The sequence below is a fragment of the Streptomyces sp. NPDC058663 genome, assembly GCF_042716745.1.
Taxonomy (GTDB): Bacteria; Actinomycetota; Actinomycetes; order Streptomycetales; family Streptomycetaceae; genus Streptomyces.
In genome coordinates, this window is sequence record NZ_JBHXRV010000007.1 from 175,467 (window position 1) to 196,410 (window position 20,944).

A 20,944-nucleotide genomic window follows, 5' to 3' on the forward strand; every position below is an offset into this window, starting at 1 on the left:
CCTCAGAAGAGGAAGTAGCGCTGTGCCATGGGCAGTTCGGCTGCCGGGGCCGGGTCGACGGGGTCGCCGTCGATGGTGACCGTGAAGGTGTCGGCGTCCACCTCGACCCTGGGCATCGCGTCGTTCTCGCGCATGTCGGCCTTGGTGACGCCCCGGGTGCTGGTGATCGGCACGAACTCCTTGCCGAGGCCGAGGCGTTCGGTGATGCCGTCCTCGATCGCCGCTTCGGCGACGAAGTTGAAGGAGTTCGCCGCCGGGGCCCGTCCGATCGCGCCGAACATGGGGCGTGGCAGCACCGGTTGCGGCGTGGGGATCGACGCGTTGGCGTCGCCCATCTGCGCGTACGCGATCTGGCCGCCCTTGAGGACCAGCAGTGGTTTCACTCCGAAGAAGGCGGGCTCCCACAGGACGAGGTCGGCCAGCTTGCCGCTCTCGACCGAGCCGATCTGCCGGTCGAGGCCCTGGGCCACCGCCGGGTTGATCGTGTATTTGGCGACATAGCGACGTGCCCGGTGGTTGTCCGCGTGCCCGTCGCCGGGGAGCGCCCCGCGCCTTTTCTTCATCACGTGGGCGGTCTGCCAGGTGCGCAGGATCACTTCGCCGACCCGGCCCATGGCCTGCGAGTCGGAGGAGATGATCGAGATCGCGCCGAGGTCGTGCAGGATGTCCTCCGCCGCGATGGTGGAGGGGCGGATCCGGGATTCGGCGAACGCCAGGTCCTCGGGGACCGAAGGGTTCAGATGGTGGCAGACCATCAGCATGTCGAGGTGCTCGTCGAGTGTGTTGAGGGTGTGCGGCCGGGTCGGATTGGTGGAGCTGGGCAGCACGTACGGCTCGGAGACCACCGTGATGATGTCCGGTGCGTGCCCGCCGCCGGCGCCCTCCGTGTGGTAGGCGTGGAGGGTGCGGCCCGCGATGGCGGCCAGGGTGTCGCCGACGAATCCGGCCTCGTTCAGGGTGTCGGTGTGGATGGCGAGCTGGGCGCCGGTCTCCTCACAGACGCTCAGGCAGGCGTCGATGACGGCGGGGGTGGCCCCCCAGTCCTCGTGGATCTTGAAGCCGAGCGCTCCGCCCCTCAGCTGGGCGTGCATGGCCTCGCGGGACATGGTGTTGCCCTTGCCGAGCAGGCCGATGTTCACCGGGTAGTGCTCGAGTGCCGCGAACATCCGGGCCAGGTGCCAGCTGCCGGGAGTGACGGTGGTCGCCTTGGAGCCCTCGGCCGGCCCGGTGCCGCCGCCGACGAGCGTGGTGATGCCGGAGGAGAGGGCCTGGTCGACGACGGTCGGCGAGATGAAGTGGACGTGGGCGTCGATGGCTCCGGCGGTGACGATCCGTCCGTTGCCCGCGATGATCTCGGTCTCGGGTCCGATCACCAGGTCGGGGTGGACGCCGTCCATGGTGTCCGGGTTTCCGGCCTTGCCGATGCCGGTGATGCGGCCGTCCCGGATGCCGATGTCCGCCTTGACGATGCCCCAGTGGTCGAGGATCACCACACCGGTGATGACGGTGTCGGGGGCGCCCTCGGCTCGGGTGGTGCGGGCCTGGCCCATGGACTCGCGGATGACCTTGCCGCCGCCGAACACCGCCTCGTCGCCGGCCCGGCCGGGGCCGCCGGAGCGGTCCTCCTCGATCTCGACGAGCAGGTCGGTGTCGGCGAGGCGGATGCGGTCGCCGGTGGTGGGGCCGAACAGGTCGGCGTACACGGCGCGGGAGATCCCGGGGTGCGCCGTTGCTTCCGTACGGGGGAACTCAGGCATCGAGGGCACCTCCGATGTCCCCGCGCAGCCCGGCGACGATGCGCCGGCCGCCGAGGGGGACGAGTTCGACGTCGACCGGAATGCCGGGCTCGAAGCGCACGGCGGTGCCCGCGGCGATGTTCAGCCGCAGGCCGCGGGCGGCGGCGCGGTCGAAGTCGAGGCCGGGGTTGGCTTCGGCGAAGTGGTAGTGGGAGCCGACCTGGACGGGCCGGTCGGCCGCGTTGAGGACGGTGAGGCGGGTGACGGGGCGGCCCTCGTTGAGGAGGACGGGGCCCGGCGCGAACAGGATCTCGCCGGGGACCAGCGGCTCGGGCACGGCGCTCACTGGATCGGCTCGTGCACGGTGACCAGCTTGGTGCCGTCCGGGAAGGTGGCCTCGACCTGTACGTCGTGGATCATCTCCGGGATGCCGTCCATGACGTCGTCGCGGTGGAGCACCTTGCGGCCCGACGACATGAGCTGGGCGACGGTGTGGCCGTCCCTGGCGCCTTCCAGGATGTGTGAGGTGATGAGGGCGACGGCCTCGGGGTGATTGAGCCTCACCCCGCGCGCCCTGCGCTTCTCGGCCACGTCCGCGGCCACATGGATGAGCAGTCGTTCCTGCTCGTGCGGAGTCAGCTGCACGGGTCCACCTCACAGTCCTCGCGCCGGACCGCCCGGTCCGGCTGCCGCGTCACCACGACGGACATAGATGTATCACCCACCTAGCAAAGGGGATGCAAAGTGCCCACCAAGGAAGGGGTGACCCGTCAGGTGCCGTCCCGCCGAGGCTAGTTGCGCGGAGTTTCCGACGCGTTAACTCGGCATCCGGTGCCTGCGGCTCAGTCGTCCGCGCTCCCGCCCGGGTGGGCGTCCGTGCCGCCGCCCCGGTATTCGGCCGCGATCCCGAAGCGCCTGCGTTCGCCCGCAGCGGACGTGGCGGAGCCGATGGCCGACACGGAGCTGATCACCTGCTCCTCCGCTGCCTGCTGCTCCTCCTCAAGTCGCTCCAGGTCAGCGGCCGAGACAAGAGCGACGAGGGGCTTCCCGTGACGCGTCACGACCACGCGCTCCCCGCCGTACACGACGCGGTTGATCAGATCGGCGAGCTCTGCGCGGGCTTGCGTCACCGGAATCTCGTAGGTCATGCTCCCCATCGTACTTAACGTACGTCCTGTACATTTTTTACAGAGGCGGCGGCCTGCCCGGGCCTGCCGCACCAGGGAGCGCGCCATGATCCAGCCGTCCGCCCGCTACGTTCTGCCCTCGTTCACCGAGCGCACCGCCACCGGCACCCGCACGCTCGACCCGTACTCCAAGATGCTCGGCGAGCGGATCGTGTTCCTCGGCACCCCGGTCGACGACGCCGCGGCGAGCGACATCGCCGCGCAGTTCATGTATCTCGAATACGACGCCCCGGACCGGGACATCTCGCTGTACATCAACTCCCCCGGAGGCTCCTGCACCGCGATGTCGGCCCTCTACGACACGATCCAGTTCGTGACGTGCGACGTGGAGACGGTCTGCCTCGGCCAGGCCCTGGACTGTGCCGCCGTCCTGCTGGCCGCCGGTACCCCGGGCAAGCGGCTCGCCCTGCCCGGTGCCCGCATCGCACTCAGTCAGCCCTCACTGGACGAGCCGCTGCGGGGCCGGCCTTCCGACCTGGAGATCCACGCGCGGGAACTGCTGCGGCAGCGCGCCTTGACGGCCGGGATGCTGGCCAGGCACACAGGGAGGCCCGCCGAGGAGATCGAGGCCGGTTTCGACCGCACGAAGGTGCTCGACGCCACGGAGGCCGTGGCCTACGGCCTGGTCGACCGCATCGTGGAGAACCGCCGGGGTGCCTCGTCCGGCCCGGCGCGGTGAGCGGCCCGATGCTGCCGGAGCTGCCGCCGCTTCCCGCGCTGACCCGCGCCGAATGCGACCTGGTGGACGGGTACTTGGAGGTCGTCGACCTGCTGGGACGGATCAACCCGGCCCGTGCGACGGACACTTACGGCGCCCTGCGTGCCGCCCAGGCCCTCGTCGGCGGGGCGGCGGCACTGCGCGACGCGCTGACGCTGATGCACGACCGGGGCGAGAGCCGCCTGCATCCGGTGACGCTGTCGCGGGCGTTGCGGGTGCTGGACGGGGAGCGGCGGGCGGGACGGCTCACCGTGCCGCCCGGACGGCCGAGTTGACCGGGAGGTGCCCTCGCGGGTGCCGGGCAGGTCCCCCGGGTGGCCGTGCGACGGTACCGGAGCGTCTCCCCCGTTCGGCCCATTTGTGTCTGCGTCATCCGTACTGATCGAGTTGCACACGGCGGCCACCCCACCACCGGCATGATGCGTTGCGCCGCTGGTGCAGGCGTCGTCGGTTGCCGACGCCCATGATCAAAACGCTCCCTGTCCACCCGAACGGCCCAGGGGTGAGGAGGCTCACAAACCCCCCTTTCAGCTCGGAAACCAGACGTTCACCGGGTCAAGATCCGTGGAACGACAAGCCCCCGCCGTCGTGGCGGGGCGGCCTTGGCGGACGCCGCACCCGGCGTCGCCGGGGCGTCTGGTCGACGAAGGGTTGCGCATGACTGCGCAGGTAGGTGTACATCTCTCGCCGCTGATCACCAGGGCCACCACCGCATCGGCCCTCACCCTCGCCGTGGTGGGCGGCAGCATGCTGGTACCGGGCTCCGCATCCGAGGCACAAGCGGCGACCCACGCCACGAAAGCACTGCAGATCGCCGCCTCCAAGCGGGGCGCCCCCTACAAGTACGGGGCCGCGGGCCCCTACCGCTTCGACTGCTCGGGGCTGACGCTCTACTCGTACAAGCGGGTCGGCAAGAGCCTGCCGCGCACGGCGCAGGCCCAGTACAACAAGACCCGGCACATCAGCCGCTCCCAGCGCCAGCGGGGGGACCTGGTGTTCTTCCACCAGGGCCGCCGCGTCTACCACGTCGGCATCTACGCCGGCGGGGGCAAGATCTGGCACTCGCCGAAGCGGAACACGGTGGTGCGGCTGGAGCGGATCTGGTCGAAGAGCGTCTGGTACGGCAGGGTGAAGTAGCCCCTGCGCACCCTGCGCCCTTGCCCGGCAGCGGGCGCGGGCACGGCGCCCCCGGCTCCGTACCGCCGTTACGTCTGCACGGGTACGGTCCAGGGCAGTGCGATCCACACCGTCTTGCCGCCCTCCTTCGTGGGGGTGACCGACAGCTGCCCGCCGCACTCCGCGGTCAGGGAGCGGATGATCACCATTCCCCGCCCGTTGTCCTGCTGGACCGCGGCGGGCAGGCGCTGGGGCCAGCGCGGGTGGCTGTCGGTGACACCGATGCGCAACCGTTCGTCCCGCTCCAGCTGGACGTCCACCGTGAAGGTGGGCGACAGGCCGAACGTGTGCTGAACGGCGTTGGTGGCCAGTTCGGAGACGATCAGGCGGATCGTGTCCGCCGTCTCGCTCTCCTTCGCAAGTCCCCATTCGGCAAGCACTTCGGCCACGTACTTCCTGGCTGTGGCCACCGAGGCGGGATCGCTCGGCAGGGTGACGGATACTTCCTGGTGGTCTGCCATGGCGACGCTGTCCCTTTCCCACCGGGGCTGGACTCGGACTCGTACACGGTCCGTGCGGGGGCGGCCCGGTCATCTGCTTCCGCCCGTTTTCCGCGCCAGAGTGTCACTCATGGTGGCGCCGCCCTCGGCGTTCCGCCCAGACATACATATATCTGCCACTCAAAGTAGTGAACTCTGCTACGCGAGACCGTATGTGACCGGCACACTGGGCCCGGCGGGGAAGGGATGCAGCACAGACAAGGAGTCGGGAATGCGGCACGGTCCCGCGGTGCGCCGCCGCAAGCTGGGGGAGGAACTGCGCAGGCTGCGCGACCGATCGGGACTCACCAGCCCGGAGGTCGCCCGTCTCGTCGGCTGGCACCAGTCGAAGGTGAGCCGGATCGAAACGGGCCGCAGCGGCGCGAAGCCGGCGGACGTGGCCCGGCTGCTCACCGTGTACGACGTCGGGGATCCGCAACTCCGCCGTCTTCTGGAGGCGTTGGCCGAAACCAGCGGGGAGTCGGGCACGCAGTGGTGGCACGCCTACCGGGGCCTGCTGCCGTCCCAGTACCGGGACTTCATCAGCCTGGAGTCCCGTGCGTGCGCGGCCCGCAGTCTCGAGACCTCGGTGGTTCCCGGGTTGTTGCAGACTCCCGGATACGCACGGGCGGTGACCCGGGCGACGCTTCCCGGTCTGCCGGACGGAAAGCTCGACTCACTGGTGGAGGTGCGGCTGGCCCGGCAGGAGGTCCTGCGGGCGGCGTCTCCGCTGGCGCTCGGCGTGGTGCTGGACGAGGCGGTGCTGCACCGGGCGGTGGGCGGTGAGCGGGTGATGAAGGAACAGGTGCGCCATCTGCTGGAGATGGCGGAGCTGCCCCATGTGCGGTTACAGGTGCTGCCCTTTGCGGCGGGTGCGCACACAGGTCTTACCGGTGCTTTCGTTATCTTCTCCTTTCCGAACATTGCTGATCTGGATGTGGTGGTTATCGACCACTTGGCGAGTAGCCTCTATCTGGAGCGGAAAGAAGAACTCAGAGAATACGCAGCCGCGTTCCAGCGGATCCAGTCCCAGGCCCTGTCGCACGAGGACTCGCTGGAAGTGATTGCCGGCGCCCGTTGAAAGCCGCTCCACCGCTCCACGAAGCCGCTCCACCGCCCCACCGATACATGGCTCCACCACCCCATATCGTTCACGACGAGCAGGGAGGAACCATGCCCCCACACCTCCGAGTCGTACGTTCCAGCCTTCTTCTGCCGGGCGCAGCGTGGCGCCGCAGCAGCCGCAGCACGGGAATGAACAACTGCGTCGAGACGGCGTCCGTCCCCTCCGGCCTCACAGCGGTACGCGACTCCCAGCGGATCGCCGGACCCGCCCTCCTGTTCACCGCCTCCTCCTGGTCGCGCTTCGTCGGCGCGGTCCGCACGGAGGAGCTGTGAACGTCTCCGACTGACCTGACGGATCCTCAGTTCGAGGGCGCGGTACGGACAATGGCGTCCACCGCGCCCTCGATCTGTGCGTCGGTGAGGTCGGCCCTGGCGGTCAGCCGCAGCCGGGAGATGCCGTCCGGCACGGACGGCGGCCTGAAGCAGCCGACCGCGAGGCCCTCGCTCCGGCAGTCGGCCGCCCAGCGCACGGCCGCCTCGGCGGACGGCGCGCGCACCGACACCACTGCCGCGTCCGGCCGCACGGCGGCGAGCCCCGCCGCGGTCAGCTTCCGGTGCAGGGCTGCCGCTACGGCGCGGGCGCGGGCGGCCCGTTCGGGTTCACGGCGCAGCAGCCGCAGGCTCGCGAGCGCGGCTCCGGCGGCGGCAGGGGCGAGCGCGGTGTCGAAGATGAAGGTGCGGGCCGCGTTGATCAGGTGGTCGATGACGTGTGCCGGGCCGAGCACCGCGCCGCCCTGGCTGCCGAGGGACTTGGACAGGGTGACCGTGGCGATCACGTCCGCGTCGCCCGCGAGGCCCGTGGCGTGCAGGGCGCCGCGTCCGCCGTCGCCCAGCACACCGAGCCCGTGTGCGTCGTCCACCAGCAGTGCGGCCCCGAACTCCCTTACCACCGCGGCGTGTTCGGCAAGGGGGGCGGCGTCGCCGTCCACCGAGAAGACCGAGTCCGTGACGACGAGCGCCCGGCCCCGGTGGCCGTCGAGCGCCTTGCGTACGGCGGCCGGGTCCGCGTGCGGCACCACGGCCGTCTCGGCGCGGGAGAGCCGGCAGCCGTCGACCAGGGACGCGTGGTTTCCGGCGTCGGAGGCGATCAGCGCACCGCGGCCGGTCAGCGCGGTGAGAGCGGCCAGGTTGGCGGCGTAGCCGGAGGACAGCACGAGGGCCGCCTCGAATCCGGTGAACGCGGCGAGTTCCCGCTCCAGTTCGGCGTGCAGTGCGGTGGTGCCCGTGACGAGCCGCGAACCGGTGGCGCCCGCGCCCCAGCGGCGGGCGGCGTCCCCGGCGGCCCCGGTGATCTCCGGGTGCCGGGTCAGGCCGAGGTAGTCGTTGCTCGCGAGGTCGAGCAGGGGGCTGTCGGCGGGGCGTGGGCGCAGGGTGCGCACGAGTCCGGCCCGCGCCCGGTGGGCGGCCTCCTCCGCGATCCAGCCGAAGGGATCCGCGGATGTCGGGCGCTGGAGCATGGGTGATCCCCTCGGGGCGGCGTGGTGCGGGCGGCTGGCGGCGTGGTGCGGGCGGCTGTTCGCAAAGCGCGGTGCGGCGAGACGCACGGCAGCGCTTTGTAGGCAGCCCACAGACACTAGCCGGACGGGACCCCCGCCAGGGTGTGGCAATACCCACACCTCGAACCGGTGCTGTTGTCCGAATCCTCCTTGGCCAGGGACAGTGGCGTACGTCAGGATCATGCCCATGGACCTGCTGAACACACTGGTGGAGAAGGGGCTGCGGCGCGAGCTGCCGACCCGCGAAGAAGCGCTCGCCGTACTGGCGACGTCCGACGACGACCTGCTCGACGTGGTGGCCGCCGCAGGCAGGGTGCGCCGTCAGTGGTTCGGGCGGCGGGTGAAGCTGAACTACCTCGTCAACCTGAAGTCGGGGCTGTGCCCGGAGGACTGCTCGTACTGTTCGCAGCGGCTCGGCTCGAAGGCGGAGATCCTCAAGTACACCTGGCTGAAGGCGGACGAGGCGTCCAAGGCCGCGGCGGCGGGCGTCGCGGGCGGGGCGAAGCGGGTGTGCCTGGTGGCGAGCGGGCGCGGCCCCACCGACCGGGACGTGGACCGGGTCTCCAAGACCATCGAGGCGATCAAGGACGCCAACGAGGGCGTCGAGGTCTGCGCGTGCCTGGGGCTGCTGTCGGAAGGACAGGCGGAGCGGCTGCGGGCCGCGGGCGCGGACGCCTACAACCACAATCTCAACACGTCGGAGTCCACGTACGGGGACATCACGACGACCCACACCTACGCGGACCGGGTGGAGACCGTCCAGCAGGCGCAGGCGGCCGGGCTCTCGGCGTGCTCGGGCCTGATCGCGGGCATGGGTGAGTCGGACGCTGACCTGGTGGACGTGGTGTTCTCGCTGCGCGAGCTGGATCCCGACTCGGTGCCGGTCAACTTCCTCATTCCGTTCGAGGGCACGCCGCTGGCCAAGGAGTGGAACCTGACCCCGCAGCGGGCGCTGCGCATCCTGGCGATGGTGCGGTTCGTCTGCCCGGACGTGGAGGTACGCCTCGCCGGTGGCCGCGAGGTGCATCTGCGGACGATGCAGCCGCTCGCCCTGCACCTGGTCAACTCGATCTTCCTGGGCGACTACCTGACCAGTGAGGGCCAGGCGGGCCAGGCGGACCTGGAGATGATCGCGGACGCGGGCTTCGAGGTGGAGGGCACGGACACCACGACGCTGCCGGAGCACCGGGCGGCCGGCGGCTGCGGGACGGACGCGCCGGCCGGGGGCGGCTGCGGCTCGGGCGCGGTGTGCGGTACGGACGGGGAGGCCCCGGACTCCGCACCGGTACCGGCCGCGCGCGAGGAGGCCCGCAGGGAGGAGGCCCGTACGGATCTGGTGGCGGTACGCCGCCGGGGCGCGGGGACGGATCTCGCGCCCAATGCCTGAGCCCCGCCTCTCCCCCGCCGCACTCCTGCACCTGGACAGGGAGCACGTCTGGCATCCCTACGGCCCGATGCCGGGCCGCACCGAGCCCCTCATCGTGGAATCGGCCTCCGGGGTGCGCCTGCGGCTCGGGCAGCCCGCTTTCGGGCAGCGCGAGCTGATCGACGGGATGTCCTCCTGGTGGTCGGCGGTGCACGGCTACAACCACCCCGTTCTCAACGAGGCGGCACGGGAGCAGCTGTCGCGCATGAGCCATGTGATGTTCGGCGGGCTCACCCACGAGCCGGCCGTGCGCCTGGCCGCACGGCTGGTGGAGATCACCCCGGAGCCCCTGCGGCACGTCTTCCTCGCCGACTCGGGGTCGGTCTCGGTCGAGGTCGCGGTGAAGATGTGCCTCCAGTACTGGCGCTCGGTGGGCCGCCCGGCCAAGCGGCGCCTGATGACCTGGCGGGGCGGCTATCACGGGGACACCTGGCAGCCGATGTCCGTGTGCGACCCCGAGGGCGGGATGCACGAGCTGTGGCAGGGCGCCCTGCCGCGCCAGCTCTTCGTGGACGCCCCGCCGGTGGCGTACGAGGAGCAGTACGCGCAGCGGCTGCGTGACGCGGTCGCCGCGCACGCGGACGAGCTGGCGGCGGTGATCGTCGAGCCGGTGGTGCAGGGCGCGGGCGGCATGCGGTTCCACGCGCCGGAGTACCTGCGGGTGCTGCGCGAGGCCTGCGACGCCCATGACGTCCTGCTGGTCTTCGACGAGATCGCCACCGGGTTCGGCCGCACCGGCACGCTCTTCGCGGCGGAGCAGGCGTCCCTCTCCCCCGATGTGATGTGTCTGGGCAAGGCGCTGACCGGCGGTTATCTGACGATGGCAGCCACGTTGTGCACGGCGCGGGTGGCCGAGGGGATTTCTCAGGGCGAGGTTCCCGTACTGGCTCACGGGCCGACCTTCATGGGCAACCCCCTGGCGGCCGCGGTCGCCTGCGCGTCGATCGACCTGCTGCTGGGCCAGGACTGGCAGGGGGAGGTGAAGCGGCTGGAGTCGGGCCTGCGCGACGGCCTCGCCGCGGCCGCCGGGCTGCCGGGGGTGCGCGAGGTACGGGTGCTGGGCGGCATCGGCGTCGTCCAGCTCGACGGACCCGTCGACATGGCCGCGGCCACCGAGGCCGCGGTGCGGGAGGGGGTCTGGGTACGGCCGTTCCGGGACCTGATCTACACGATGCCGCCGTACGTCACGGGGGACGACGACCTGGCCCGGATCTGCCGGGCGGTCACGGCTGCGGCGGCCACCCACCGCACGTAACGCACCGATGCCGTCGCACGTAGTGCGTGCGTGAGGCACCGATGGCCGCACCGCACGCAGCTCCGGCTCCACCGTTCCACCCCCTGAGAAGAAGGCTCCCCCATGACCGTCCTCGTCATCAGCGGCACCAACACCGACATCGGCAAGACCGTGGTGACCGCCGCCCTCGCCGCCCTCGCCCGTGCGCAGGGGCAGCGCGTCGTGGTGCTCAAGCCCGCGCAGACCGGGGTCGGGCCCGGTGAGGACGGGGATGCCCAGGTGGCCGCCCGGCTCGCCGGCGAAGGCGTCGACGCCGTCGAACTCGCCCGGTTCCCCGAGCCCTTGGCACCCGCGACCGCGGCCCGCCGGGCCAAGATGGCCCCGGTGACACCGCGGGACGTGGCCGATGCCGCGGCGAAGCTGGCGGCCGAGTACGACCTGGTGCTCGTCGAGGGCGCGGGCGGACTTCTCGTCCGGCTGGACTCCGACGGCGGCACCCTCGCCGACGCCGCGTCGCTGCTCGGCGCGCCCGTGCTCGTGGTGGCCGCTCCGGCGCTGGGCACGCTCAACGCGGTCCAGCTGACCGGCGAGGCGCTGCGGGCACGGGAGCTAACGGCGCGGGGTGTGGTGATCGGCTGCTGGCCGGACGCACCCGGGCTCGCCGAGCGGTGCAACGTGGGTGAGCTGGCGGAGATGGCGGGGGCGCCGCTGCTGGGCGCGGTGCCGGAGGGGGCCGGCGCGCTGGCGCCCGTACGGTTCCAGGAGCGGGCGGGGCAGTGGCTGGCACCGGAGCTGGGCGGGGGCTGGGACGCCGAAACGTTCGCGCGGAAGGTCGGGTGATCCGTAGGGTGGCGGGCATGCGCGCACGAATCGACGAGATCGTCTTCGACTGTTCCGACCCCGCGGCCCTGGTCCGCTTCTGGGCGTCCCTGATCGGTGGGGAGCCGGTGGACCGCAGTGCCGACTGGTCGTACATCGACGTCCCCGACTTCACCCGGGTCGCCTTCCAGCGGGTGCCGGAGGGCAAGTCCGCCAAGAACCGGCTGCACATCGACCTGGTGGCCGAGGACATCCCGGCCTTCAGCGCGGAAGCGGTCGCCCTCGGTGCGACGCTGTCCGGCGGGATCGTGACCCAGGAAGTGGGCTCGTTCCAGGTGCTGCTGGACCCTGAGGGCAACGAGTTCTGCTTCGTCTCCTCCGCATGAGGGGCGCCCCGGTCGCCCCGGCATGAGTTGCCGGCCGTGCGGCTGGCTGACCGTGCCCCGTGGCGGGCACACTCGGGGTATCCGTCCGTTCTACGGAGGAGGACCGCGATGGCGGTACGTCCAGGCCCGTCCCGTGGCAGCGGCCGTGGCGGGGGAAAGGTGCCGCGTGACGCCGTGCACCACCCGTTGTTCGCCCGGGCCTACGCCCGGATCAGCGTTTCGGCGGACCGGCACGGCGGAGTTTCCGCGTACCGGGACGAGCTGCTCCGGGGACTCGGTGGCCGCGTCCTGGAGGTCGGCGCCGGCAACGGGCTGAACTTCGCCCACTACCCGTCCACCGTCTCCGAGGTCGTCGCCATCGAACCGGAGCGGTCACTGCGGCAGTTGGCCCTGCGGGCGGCGCTGCGCGCCGAGGTGCCGGTGGACGTGGTGCCGGGTGCGGCGGAGGCGCTGCCCGTCAAGAGCGAGGCGTACGACGCGGTGGTGTTCTCCCTGGTGCTGTGCAGCGTGCGCAGCGTGGAGCGGGCTCTGGCGGAGGCCGGGCGGGTGCTGCGTCCCGGCGGAGAGCTGCGGTTCTTCGAACACGGGCGGGGCGAGGGCCGGTGGATGGCGCTGACCCAGCGGGCCGTGGACGCCACGGTGTGGCCGCTGCTGTTCGGGAACTGCCACACCGCGCGGGACCCGCTGGGCGCCATCGCGGCGGCCGGGTTCGTCCTCGGTGACCACCGGCGGCTGAGGGTGCCGGAGACGGGGCCGCGGCTGCCGTCGTCGCCGTGCGTGCTGGGGTCGGCGCGGCGCCCGGGGACCGCGTGAGGAGTTTTTGCGCAACAGTGCCCGTTGCCGCCCGGCAACCGGTACGCATTGACCTGCGAGCAGAGGGAGTTGCACATGGTCAGGCCGTTCCGTTTCTCGGTGAACATGACGACGCTCACCGACGGGCAGGAGTGGGCCCGCAAGTGCCGCCGGGCCGAGGTGCTGGGCTACGACGTGATCCAGGTGGCCGACCACCTCGGGATGCCCGCCCCTTTCCCGGCGATGGTCGCCGCGGCGGCCGTCACCGAGCGGCCCCGGATCGGGACCTTCGTCCTGAACGCGGCGTTCTGGAATCCGGCGCTGCTGGCCCGCGAGGTCGCGACCGTGGACGCCCTGACCGGCGGGCGGCTGGAGCTGGGCATCGGCGCGGGCTACGTCAAGGAGGAGCACGAAACGGCCGGTATCGCCTACCGGTCGCCGGGCGGCCGGGTGGATCATCTGGCCCGTACCGTCGAGGAGTTGGACCGGTTCCTGCGGGACGAGGCGCATCTTCCGAAGCCGGTGCAGCGGCCCCGGCCGCCGCTGCTGATCGCGGGCGGCGGTGACCGGGTGCTGAAGCTGGCGGCCGAGCGCGCCGATGTGGTGGCGTTCGCGGGCGGGCTCCAGGTCAACCCGGGAGAACTGCGGGTGCTGAGCGCCGACGGCCTGGACGAACGGCTCGCCCTCTACCGGAAGTTCGCGGCGGGGCGGACGACGGAGGCGGAGCTGAACCTGCTGATCCAGCTGGTCGTGATCACCGACGACCGCAGGGCCGCACTGCAGGACTACCTGGCGTTCGCACCGTATCTGACGGAGGAGGAGGTCTTGGGGCTGCCCGTCCTCGCGGTCGGCACGGTCGGAGAGATCGCGGACCAGTTCCGGGCCACCCGGGAGCGCTACGGTTTCTCCTACTTCAGCATGCTCGAACCCTTCATGGAGGCCTTCGCCCCGGTCATCGAGGAGCTGCGCGGCACCTGACCGCATGGCGGGAAACCCGGTCGACGCCGCACTCGGTCCGGTGGTCGGATGCCGCCATGAGTGCACTGGGGAACCTCCGGCTCCGTGCCGCGACCGCCACCGACCTCGACGCCGTGCTCGCCTTCTGGAAGACGGCCGCCGAGGGCACCAGCATCAGCGACGACCGGGAGGGCGTCGAGCGGCTGGTGGCCCGCGACCCGGACGCACTGATCCTGGCGGAGCGCGACGGGGAACTGGTCGGGACCGTCATCGCCGGGTTCGACGGCTGGCGCTGCTCGCTCTACCGGCTGGCGGTGCACCCGGAGCACCGGCGGCGGGGGATCTCCGGCGCGCTGCTCGCCGCCGCGGAGGAGCGCTTCGTCCGCCTGGGCGGACGGCGCGGGGACGCCATGGTCCTGGACGGCAATGCGCTCGCCCATCCGGCCTGGCGTGCGGCGGGGTACGCCCCCGAGCCGCAGTGGAGCCGCTGGGTCAAACCGCTCGGACACTGAGAACGACCCGCGCCGGTCGCACGTCTTTGCCTGTCCTTTACCATGGGTGCTTCATTCTGGGACTTCCAGGATTTTCCGGCCTCCGACATGAAAGGTGTGAGCGTCCGCCCATGGGCGAGCCTCCCAGTAGCCGACATCGCGCATTCCTCCTGACCCTGATCGACCATGGGACGGAGGTGAACCGATGACCGAAGTGCTTCTGCTCCTCGTGGCCCTCCTGCTCTCGCTGATCTGCGGCGCTTTCGTCGCCGCCGAGTTCTCGCTCACCACCATCGAGCGCGGAGATCTCGAAAGGGCCGTCGAACGGGGCGAGCGGGGCGCCGACAGCGCCCTCAAGGCCGTACGCAGCCTGACGTTCCAGCTCTCCGGCGCCCAGCTCGGCATCACCGTCACCAACCTCCTCGTCGGCATGCTCTCCGAGCCGTCGATCTCTGCACTCCTGAAAGGTCCGGTCGAGGCGGTCGGCCTGTCCCCCACGGTGGCCTCCTCCCTCGCTCTCGTCCTCGGCACGGCGCTGTCGACCGTGGTCCTGATGGTTGTCGGCGAGCTGGTCCCCAAGAACTGGGCGATCTCCTCACCGCTCGCCGTTGCCAAGGTCGTGGCGACCCCCCAGCGCTGGTTCACGGCCGCGTTCAAGCCGCTGATCAGCCACCTGAACAACACGGCCAACCGCATCCTGCGACGCTTCGGGATGGAGCCGACCGAGGAGCTGGCGTCCGCGCGCAGCCCCGAGGAGCTGGTCGCGCTGGCCAGGCACTCCGCCAGGGCGGGCGCACTGGAGGCGGACACCGCCGAGCTGTTCGTACGTACGCTCAACCTGGCCGAGCTCACCGCGGAGAACGTGATGACCCCGCGCGTGCAGGTCACCGCACTGGACGTGCAGGCCACCGCCGAGGACGTCGCGAACGCGACCCGGGCGACCGGCCTCTCCCGCTTCCCCGTGTACCGGGGCAGCCTCGACTCGGTCGTCGGCCTGGTCCACATCAAGGACGTACTGGCCGTGCCGGCCGAGCGCAGGCCCCGCCACCCGGTGACCGAGCTCGTCCGTGAGCCGCTCCTGGTGCCGGAGACGCTGACCGTGGACAAGCTGCTGGACCGGCTGTCCGGCCGCCGCACCATGGCGGTCGTCATCGACGAGTACGGCGGGACGGCCGGTGTGGTCACGCTGGAGGACATCGTCGAGGAGGTCGTCGGCGAGGTGCGCGACGAGCACGACCCGCACGAGACCCCCGACCTCGCCCGCGCGGGCGAGGACACCGACGGCCGCGATCTGTGGTCGGCGGACGGTGCGGCCAGGACCGACCAGCTGGAGCGGATCGGGCTCAAGGTGCCGGACGGCCCGTACGAGACCCTCGCCGGTCTGATCGCGAACGAACTGGGGCGGATCCCGGAAGTGGGCGACTGCGTGGAGCTGTCGGACTGGAAACTGGACGTGGTGGACGCGAGCGGCCGCCGGGCGGCCCGGGTGCTGATGCACGCACCCCTCGCGGCCGGCCACGCACGCGGCCAGGAAGCGGAGGCCGGCCGATGATCGCGATCCAGCTTCTCGTCGGCCTGCTGACGCTGGTCGTCAACGCCTTCTTCGTCGGCGCGGAGTTCGCGCTGATCTCGGTGCGCCGCAGTCAGATCGAGCCCGAGGCCGAGGCGGGCAACCGCAGGGCGCGCAGTGTGATCTGGGGTCTGGAGCACGTCTCGGCGCTGCTGGCCGCCGCCCAGCTCGGCATCACCCTGTGCACCCTGGTGCTCGGTGTGGTCGCGGAGCCTGCCATCGCGCACCTGCTGGAACCGCTGTTCCACGCGGTGGGCGTGCCGGACGCGCTGACGCACCCGATCTCGTTCGTCATCGCGCTGGCCCTGGCCACGTACCTGCACATGCTGCTGGGTGAGATGGTGCCGAAGAACATCGCGCTGGCCGAACCGGCCAGGACCGCGCTGCTCCTCGGCCCGCCGCTGGTGGCGTTCGCCAAGGCGCTGCGCCCGGTGATCTTCGCCATCAACTCCTTCGCGAACCTGCTGCTGAAGCTGCTGCGGGTGGAGGCCAAGGACGAGGTGGCGGCGACCTTCTCGGACGACGAGCTGGCCCGGCTGGTGAAGGACGCCGGTGACGCGGGCCTGATCGACGACCGGGCCGCCGAACGGCTCCGGGACGCCCTGGAGCTGGGCAGGCGCCCGGTGCGCGACGTGGTGATGCCGGTCGAGCGCGTCGTGTACGCGCAGGTCGGGACCACTCCGGAGGAGCTGGAGCAGCTGGCGGCGGAGTCCGGTTTCTCCCGCTTCCCGGTGCTCGACTCGACCCGCCGCATCCTGGGCTACCTGCACGTGAAGGACGCGCTGGACGCGATGCCGCGGGACCTGCCGTTCCCGGTCTCCGCGATGCGGCCGATCGCGCGGGTGCGGGCGGAGACTCCACTGGACGACGTACTGACGGCGATGCGCCGCAGCCGTACGCACCTGGCGGCGGTCGCCGACGCCGACGGCAGGCCCGCGGGCCTGGTCACCATGGAGGACGTGCTGCGGGAGCTGGTGGGTCCGCCGCAGCAGGCCTGACCGGAGTGACGCTCCGGCCCGAGTGACACCCCGGCCGGCGCCCTCCCCCTTCCCGGGGCGGGCGCCGGCCGCCCTCGTTCCGGAGGGTGCCGCCGGGTACGATCTCCCTGCCATGGAGATGAATGCCACCTACACCAGCCTTGTCGCGGTCGGCGACTCCTTCACCGAGGGAATGTCGGACGCGCTCCCGGACGGCGCCTACCGCGGCTGGGCCGATCTGCTCGCCGCCCGCCTCGCGGCCCGTACGCCCGGATTCCGTTACGCGAACCTCGCCGTGCGCGGCAAGCTCATCGGTCAGATCGTCGACGAGCAGGTGGGGCCCGCCGCCGCGATGGGAGCCGATCTGGTGACCCTGGTCGGCGGGCTCAACGACACCCTGCGCCCCAAGGTCGACATGGGCCGGGTGCGCGCGAAGCTGACCGAGGCGGTCGAACGGCTGGCGCCCTCCTGCAAGCAGTTGGTACTGATGCGCAGCCCCGGCAGGCAGGGTCCTGTCTTCGAACGGTTCCGGCCCCGGGTGGAGGAGCTGTTCGAGGTCATCGAGGAGCTGGCGGCACGGCACGACGCGGTGGTCGTCGACCTGTACGGGGCGGCGGCCCTGAGTGATCAGCGGATGTGGCACGCCGACCGGCTGCATCTGACCGCCGAGGGCCACCGGCGGGTGGCGGAGGCCGTCTGGCAGTCGCTGGGCATGGACGCCGTGGACGACTGGCTCGCCCCGCTGCCCGCCTCGGCCCCGCTGGGCTGGACCGCACGCCGCACCAGTGACCTGCGGTTCGCCCGCGAGCACCTGGTGCCGTGGATCGGGCGCCGGGTGACCGGCCGCTCCTCCGGCGACGGACGCCCCCCGAAGCGCCCCGAGCTGCTGCCGTACGAGGTCCCGCACGACGGCGGCCTCCCGGCAGGCCCCTCGTAGCAACCTACGAACCGGGGCGCGGCTCTGGCCTGCACAAACCGCCAGTAGAATCTGTTTACGTGACTGCCAAGCCCCGCATCCCCAATGTCCTGGCCGGCCGCTACGCCTCCGCGGAGCTCGCCGTCCTGTGGTCCCCCGAGCAGAAGGTCAAGCTGGAGCGCCGGCTGTGGCTGGCCGTACTGCGTGCGCAGAAGGACCTCGGCATCGAGGTGCCCGAGGCCGCTCTCGCCGACTACGAGCGTGTGCTCGACCAGGTCGACCTGGCGTCGATCGCCGAACGTGAGAAGGTCACGCGCCACGACGTGAAGGCGCGCATCGAGGAGTTCAACGCCCTCGCGGGCCACGAGCAGGTCCACAAGGGCATGACGTCCCGCGACCTCACCGAGAACGTCGAGCAGCTCCAGATCCGCCTGTCCCTGGAGCTGATGCGCGACCGCACGGTGGCGGTCCTGGCACGGCTGGGCAAGCTGTCGGGTGAGTACGCCGAGCTGGTCATGGCGGGCCGCTCGCACAACGTGGCCGCCCAGGCCACCACCCTCGGCAAGCGCTTCGCGACCGCCGCCGACGAGCTGCTCGTCGCGTACGGCCGCCTGGAGGAGCTGCTGGGCCGCTACCCGCTGCGCGGCATCAAGGGCCCGGTCGGCACCGCGCAGGACATGCTCGACCTGCTGGGCGGCGACGCCGGAAAGCTCGCGGAGCTGGAGCAGCGCATCGCCGGTCACCTCGGCTTCGCGCACGCCTTCACCTCGGTCGGCCAGGTCTACCCGCGCTCGCTGGACTACGAGGTGGTGACGGCGCTGGTGCAACTGGCCGGCGCCCCGTCCTCCGTCGCGAAGACGATCCGCCTGATGGCCGGCCACGAGCTGGTCACCGAGGGCTTCAAGCCCGGTCAGGTCGGCTCCTCGGCGATGCCGCACAAGATGAACACCCGTTCCTGCGAGCGCGTGAACGGCCTGATGGTCATCCTGCGCGGATACGCCTCGATGACGGGCGAGCTGGCGGGCGACCAGTGGAACGAGGGCGACGTGTCCTGCTCCGTGGTGCGCCGGGTGGCCCTGCCGGACGCGTTCTTCGCGTTCGACGGCCTGCTGGAGACCTTCCTGACCGTGCTCGACGAGTTCGGCGCGTTCCCGGCGGTGGTGGCCCGCGAACTGGACCGCTACCTGCCGTTCCTGGCGACGACCAAGGTCCTGATGGCCGCGGTGCGGGCGGGCGTCGGCCGGGAGGCCGCCCACGAGGTGATCAAGGAGCACGCGGTCGCCTCCGCGCTGGCCATGCGCGAGCAGGGCGCCGAGCGCAACGAGCTGCTCGACAAGCTGGCGGCGGACGACCGGATGCCGCTGGACCGCGCACAGCTCGACGAACTGATGGCGGACAAGCTGTCGTTCACCGGTGCGGCGGGCCAGCAGGTGACCGCGGTCCTCGCCCGTATCGAGGAGATCGTAAAGCAGCACCCCGAGGCCGCGGGCTACGCTCCGGGCTCGATCCTCTGACCGCCCTTCCGCACGCCGGTTGTACGGTTTCGGGATGACTCCCGAAGAACTCCTGGCCGCCCGCGACCGCCTCGTTCCCGACGTGGCCGCGGGCGGTCTGCGTGTGCTGTTCTGCGGCATCAACCCCGGTCTGATGTCCGCCGCCACCGGCCACCACTTCGCCCGCCCCGGCAACCGGTTCTGGCCGGTGCTGCACCGCTCGGGATTCACCCCGCGGCGGTTGCGGCCCGAGGAGCAGGACGAGCTGCTCGCGTACGGTCTGGGCATCACCAATGTGGTGGCCCGCGCCAGTGCCCGTGCCGACGAGCTGAGCGTCGAGGAGTACCGGGAGGGCGGGCGGGTGCTGACGGCGAAGGTGGCACGGCTGCACCCGCGGTGGCTGGCGGTGGTCGGCGTGACCGCCTACCGCACGGCGTTCGAGGAGAAGAAGGCACAGATCGGCCCGCAGGAGCGGACGATCGGCGACACCCGGATCTGGGCGCTGCCCAACCCCAGCGGGCTCAACGCGCACTGGTCGCTGGAGGCGATGGCCGAGGAGTACGGGCGGCTGCGCGCGGCAGCCGGGGCCGAGGACGCCGCCGGCCGGTAGCGCCCTGCAACGATCCGGTTCCGCTTTGTACCGCCCGGCTCGCCCTGGCGGGTCGTCGACTAGTACGATCCAGCAGAACAGGTATGCGAGCGGGGAGGACACGTTGGGGCGGCTGACCGGCGGGGACCCCTCTCTGTTGCGGCGGATCAACTCCGCGGTGGTACTGCACGCCCTGCGCGGTGCGGGCGCGACGGACTCTCCCACGCTGACCGATCTGACCCGGATCACCGGGCTGTCCCGGCCCACCGTCGAGGGCGTGGTCGAGGGCCTCATGGAGGCCGGTCTGGTCGTCGGGAGCGCGGCCGAGGAAGGCGGCGCGAAGCGTCAGGGCCGCCCGGCCAGAAGGTTCCGCTTCCGTGCCGAGGCAGGGCATCTGCTGGGCATCGAGATCGGACCGCACCGGATTTCCGCGCTGCTGTCGGGCCTTGACGGGCGCATCGCCGGGGCCGGGTCGCGCGAGGTGTCCGAGAGCGCGGACGCGGACGACCGGCTGGAGCGGGTGCGTCAGGTCGTCGCCGACGTATTGCGCAGGACCGGTGTCGCCCGCAGTTCGCTGCGGGCCGTGGGGGTCGGCAGCCCCGGCATCGTCGAGGCCGACGGCACGGTACGGCTGGGGACGGCGCTGCCCGGCTGGACGGGGCTGCCGCTCGGAGAGCGGCTGCGCCGGTCGTTCCGCTGCCCTGTACTGGTGGAGAACGACGCCAACGCCGCGGCGGTGGCCGAGCACTGGAAGGGCGTCGGGCAGGACACCGACGACCTCGTGTTCGTGCTCGCCGGTCTGAGCCCCGGCGCAGGCGCCCTGATCGGCGGGCGCTTGCACCGGGGCTTCGGCGGTGCGGCGGGCGAGATCGGCGCCCTGCATCTGCTGGGGCGCGAGGCCCGGCCGGAGAAGCTGCTGTCGACCACGGGCGAACCACTGCACCCGTTGGACGAGCAGGCGGTGGCCGTGGTGTTCGCCGAGGCCAAGCGGGGCGACGTACAGGCGCAGGCGGCGGTGGACCGGTTCATTCAGCGGCTGGTGCACGATGTGGCGGCGCTGGCGCTGGCGCTCGATCCGGAGCTGGTGGTGATCGGCGGCTGGGCGGCCGGTATCGACGGCGTACTGGATCCGCTGCGCGGCGAGCTGGAGCGGTACTGTCTGCGGCCGCCCAGGGTGGCGCTGTCGCTGCTCGGGGAGGCCTCCGTGGCGACAGGTGCGCTGCGGCTCGCACTCGACCACGTCGAGGAACAGTTGTTCGCGGTGGAGACGACGGTGACGGCGCGCCGCTGAGGGGGCCCCGGTTTTCCGGCGGGAGACGGCGCCGCTGAGGAAGCCATGGCTCCGAGGCGCAGGACGGCTGGGACACGACGACGGCC

At 71.6% G+C, this 20,944-nt stretch carries 24 protein-coding genes; 18 read left to right on the plus strand and 6 right to left on the minus strand.

All coding sequences use genetic code 11. The features are described 5' to 3' along the window. Positions 1-2: 2 nt before the first annotated feature. The 4 genes from ACFWVV_RS07550 to ACFWVV_RS07565 all read right to left on the minus strand — a co-directional run bounded on the left by ACFWVV_RS07550 (position 3) and on the right by ACFWVV_RS07565 (position 2,884). Positions 3-1,757 (minus strand): urease subunit alpha, encoded by a 1,755-nt coding sequence (locus ACFWVV_RS07550; protein WP_384357615.1) that lies wholly within the window; start codon positions 1,755-1,757, stop codon positions 3-5. Next, positions 1,750-2,061 carry an urease subunit beta gene (locus tag ACFWVV_RS07555; protein ID WP_384357661.1) on the minus strand — a complete coding sequence of 104 codons (312 nt, stop codon included), beginning with the start codon at positions 2,059-2,061 and terminating at the stop codon, positions 1,750-1,752. Before ACFWVV_RS07555 ends, ACFWVV_RS07550 begins: the two co-directional genes overlap by 8 nt. Positions 2,062-2,078: 17 nt before the next feature. Beyond that, positions 2,079-2,381, minus strand: coding sequence for an urease subunit gamma (locus tag ACFWVV_RS07560; RefSeq protein WP_384357617.1), 303 nt, complete (start codon positions 2,379-2,381; stop codon positions 2,079-2,081). Positions 2,382-2,578: 197 nt separating this feature from the next. Beyond that, positions 2,579-2,884 carry a type II toxin-antitoxin system Phd/YefM family antitoxin gene (locus ACFWVV_RS07565; protein WP_384357619.1) on the minus strand — a complete coding sequence of 102 codons (306 nt, stop codon included), beginning with the start codon at positions 2,882-2,884 and terminating at the stop codon, positions 2,579-2,581. Between the two features lie 85 nt (positions 2,885-2,969). Between ACFWVV_RS07565 and ACFWVV_RS07570 the strand changes: the two genes are divergently transcribed. The 3 genes from ACFWVV_RS07570 to ACFWVV_RS07580 all read left to right on the plus strand — a co-directional run bounded on the left by ACFWVV_RS07570 (position 2,970) and on the right by ACFWVV_RS07580 (position 4,778). Further along, on the plus strand, positions 2,970-3,602 hold the full coding sequence (locus ACFWVV_RS07570; RefSeq protein WP_384357621.1) for an ATP-dependent Clp protease proteolytic subunit: 633 nt from the start codon (positions 2,970-2,972) through the stop codon (positions 3,600-3,602). A gap of 8 nt (positions 3,603-3,610) precedes the next feature. Continuing rightward, positions 3,611-3,916 (plus strand): hypothetical protein, encoded by a 306-nt coding sequence (locus tag ACFWVV_RS07575; protein WP_384357663.1) that lies wholly within the window; start codon positions 3,611-3,613, stop codon positions 3,914-3,916. 382 nt (positions 3,917-4,298) lie between these two features. Then, positions 4,299-4,778, plus strand: a complete 480-nt coding sequence (locus ACFWVV_RS07580) for a C40 family peptidase (RefSeq protein WP_384357623.1) — start codon at positions 4,299-4,301, stop codon at positions 4,776-4,778. A 68-nt stretch (positions 4,779-4,846) separates the two neighbouring features. On the opposite strand, the gene ACFWVV_RS07585 is transcribed toward ACFWVV_RS07580, so the two are convergent. Next, a complete protein-coding gene (locus ACFWVV_RS07585; protein ID WP_384357625.1) occupies positions 4,847-5,278 on the minus strand; it encodes an ATP-binding protein in 432 nt (143 codons plus the stop codon). A gap of 250 nt (positions 5,279-5,528) precedes the next feature. On the opposite strand from ACFWVV_RS07585, the gene ACFWVV_RS07590 reads away from it, so the two are divergent. Both ACFWVV_RS07590 and ACFWVV_RS07595 read left to right on the plus strand, forming a co-directional pair. Then, on the plus strand, positions 5,529-6,377 hold the full coding sequence (locus tag ACFWVV_RS07590) for a helix-turn-helix domain-containing protein (RefSeq protein WP_384357627.1): 849 nt from the start codon (positions 5,529-5,531) through the stop codon (positions 6,375-6,377). Between the two features lie 92 nt (positions 6,378-6,469). Next, entirely contained in the window at positions 6,470-6,694 is a 225-nt protein-coding gene (locus ACFWVV_RS07595; RefSeq protein ID WP_384357629.1) for a DUF397 domain-containing protein, read from the plus strand. A 26-nt stretch (positions 6,695-6,720) separates the two neighbouring features. Here ACFWVV_RS07595 and ACFWVV_RS07600 read toward each other — a convergent pair whose 3' ends face one another. Beyond that, complete coding sequence (locus tag ACFWVV_RS07600; RefSeq protein ID WP_384357631.1) at positions 6,721-7,878, minus strand: 8-amino-7-oxononanoate synthase; 1,158 nt, start codon at positions 7,876-7,878, stop codon at positions 6,721-6,723. A 226-nt stretch (positions 7,879-8,104) separates the two neighbouring features. Between ACFWVV_RS07600 and bioB the strand changes: the two genes are divergently transcribed. From bioB to ACFWVV_RS07665, 13 genes are all read left to right on the plus strand, one after another. Then, entirely contained in the window at positions 8,105-9,304 is a 1,200-nt protein-coding gene (gene bioB / locus ACFWVV_RS07605) for a biotin synthase BioB (protein WP_384357633.1), read from the plus strand. Next, entirely contained in the window at positions 9,297-10,598 is a 1,302-nt protein-coding gene (locus ACFWVV_RS07610; RefSeq protein ID WP_384357635.1) for an adenosylmethionine--8-amino-7-oxononanoate transaminase, read from the plus strand. Before bioB ends, ACFWVV_RS07610 begins: the two co-directional genes overlap by 8 nt. A gap of 102 nt (positions 10,599-10,700) precedes the next feature. Further along, the gene (gene bioD / locus ACFWVV_RS07615; protein WP_384357637.1) at positions 10,701-11,417 is read left to right on the plus strand and encodes a dethiobiotin synthase; all 717 of its coding nucleotides are present in this window, start codon (positions 10,701-10,703) and stop codon (positions 11,415-11,417) included. A 17-nt stretch (positions 11,418-11,434) separates the two neighbouring features. Continuing rightward, positions 11,435-11,782: a VOC family protein gene (locus ACFWVV_RS07620; protein WP_384357639.1), complete on the plus strand. Its 348-nt coding sequence runs from the start codon at positions 11,435-11,437 to the stop codon at positions 11,780-11,782. Between the two features lie 108 nt (positions 11,783-11,890). Next, positions 11,891-12,595: a class I SAM-dependent methyltransferase gene (locus ACFWVV_RS07625; protein ID WP_384357641.1), complete on the plus strand. Its 705-nt coding sequence runs from the start codon at positions 11,891-11,893 to the stop codon at positions 12,593-12,595. A 75-nt stretch (positions 12,596-12,670) separates the two neighbouring features. After that, complete coding sequence (locus ACFWVV_RS07630; RefSeq protein ID WP_384357643.1) at positions 12,671-13,552, plus strand: LLM class F420-dependent oxidoreductase; 882 nt, start codon at positions 12,671-12,673, stop codon at positions 13,550-13,552. Between the two features lie 56 nt (positions 13,553-13,608). Beyond that, on the plus strand, positions 13,609-14,043 hold the full coding sequence (locus ACFWVV_RS07635; RefSeq protein WP_384357645.1) for a GNAT family N-acetyltransferase: 435 nt from the start codon (positions 13,609-13,611) through the stop codon (positions 14,041-14,043). A gap of 184 nt (positions 14,044-14,227) precedes the next feature. Continuing rightward, the gene (locus tag ACFWVV_RS07640; RefSeq protein WP_384357647.1) at positions 14,228-15,574 is read left to right on the plus strand and encodes a hemolysin family protein; all 1,347 of its coding nucleotides are present in this window, start codon (positions 14,228-14,230) and stop codon (positions 15,572-15,574) included. Next, positions 15,571-16,590, plus strand: coding sequence for a hemolysin family protein (locus tag ACFWVV_RS07645; RefSeq protein ID WP_384357649.1), 1,020 nt, complete (start codon positions 15,571-15,573; stop codon positions 16,588-16,590). Before ACFWVV_RS07640 ends, ACFWVV_RS07645 begins: the two co-directional genes overlap by 4 nt. Positions 16,591-16,702: 112 nt before the next feature. Next, the gene (locus ACFWVV_RS07650) at positions 16,703-17,506 is read left to right on the plus strand and encodes an SGNH/GDSL hydrolase family protein (protein ID WP_384357651.1); all 804 of its coding nucleotides are present in this window, start codon (positions 16,703-16,705) and stop codon (positions 17,504-17,506) included. A gap of 59 nt (positions 17,507-17,565) precedes the next feature. Next, the gene (gene purB, locus ACFWVV_RS07655; RefSeq protein WP_384357653.1) at positions 17,566-18,999 is read left to right on the plus strand and encodes an adenylosuccinate lyase; all 1,434 of its coding nucleotides are present in this window, start codon (positions 17,566-17,568) and stop codon (positions 18,997-18,999) included. A gap of 34 nt (positions 19,000-19,033) precedes the next feature. Beyond that, the gene (gene mug, locus ACFWVV_RS07660) at positions 19,034-19,588 is read left to right on the plus strand and encodes a G/U mismatch-specific DNA glycosylase (RefSeq protein WP_384357655.1); all 555 of its coding nucleotides are present in this window, start codon (positions 19,034-19,036) and stop codon (positions 19,586-19,588) included. A 103-nt stretch (positions 19,589-19,691) separates the two neighbouring features. Beyond that, the gene (locus ACFWVV_RS07665) at positions 19,692-20,858 is read left to right on the plus strand and encodes an ROK family protein (protein WP_384357657.1); all 1,167 of its coding nucleotides are present in this window, start codon (positions 19,692-19,694) and stop codon (positions 20,856-20,858) included. Positions 20,859-20,944 lie beyond the last annotated feature (86 nt).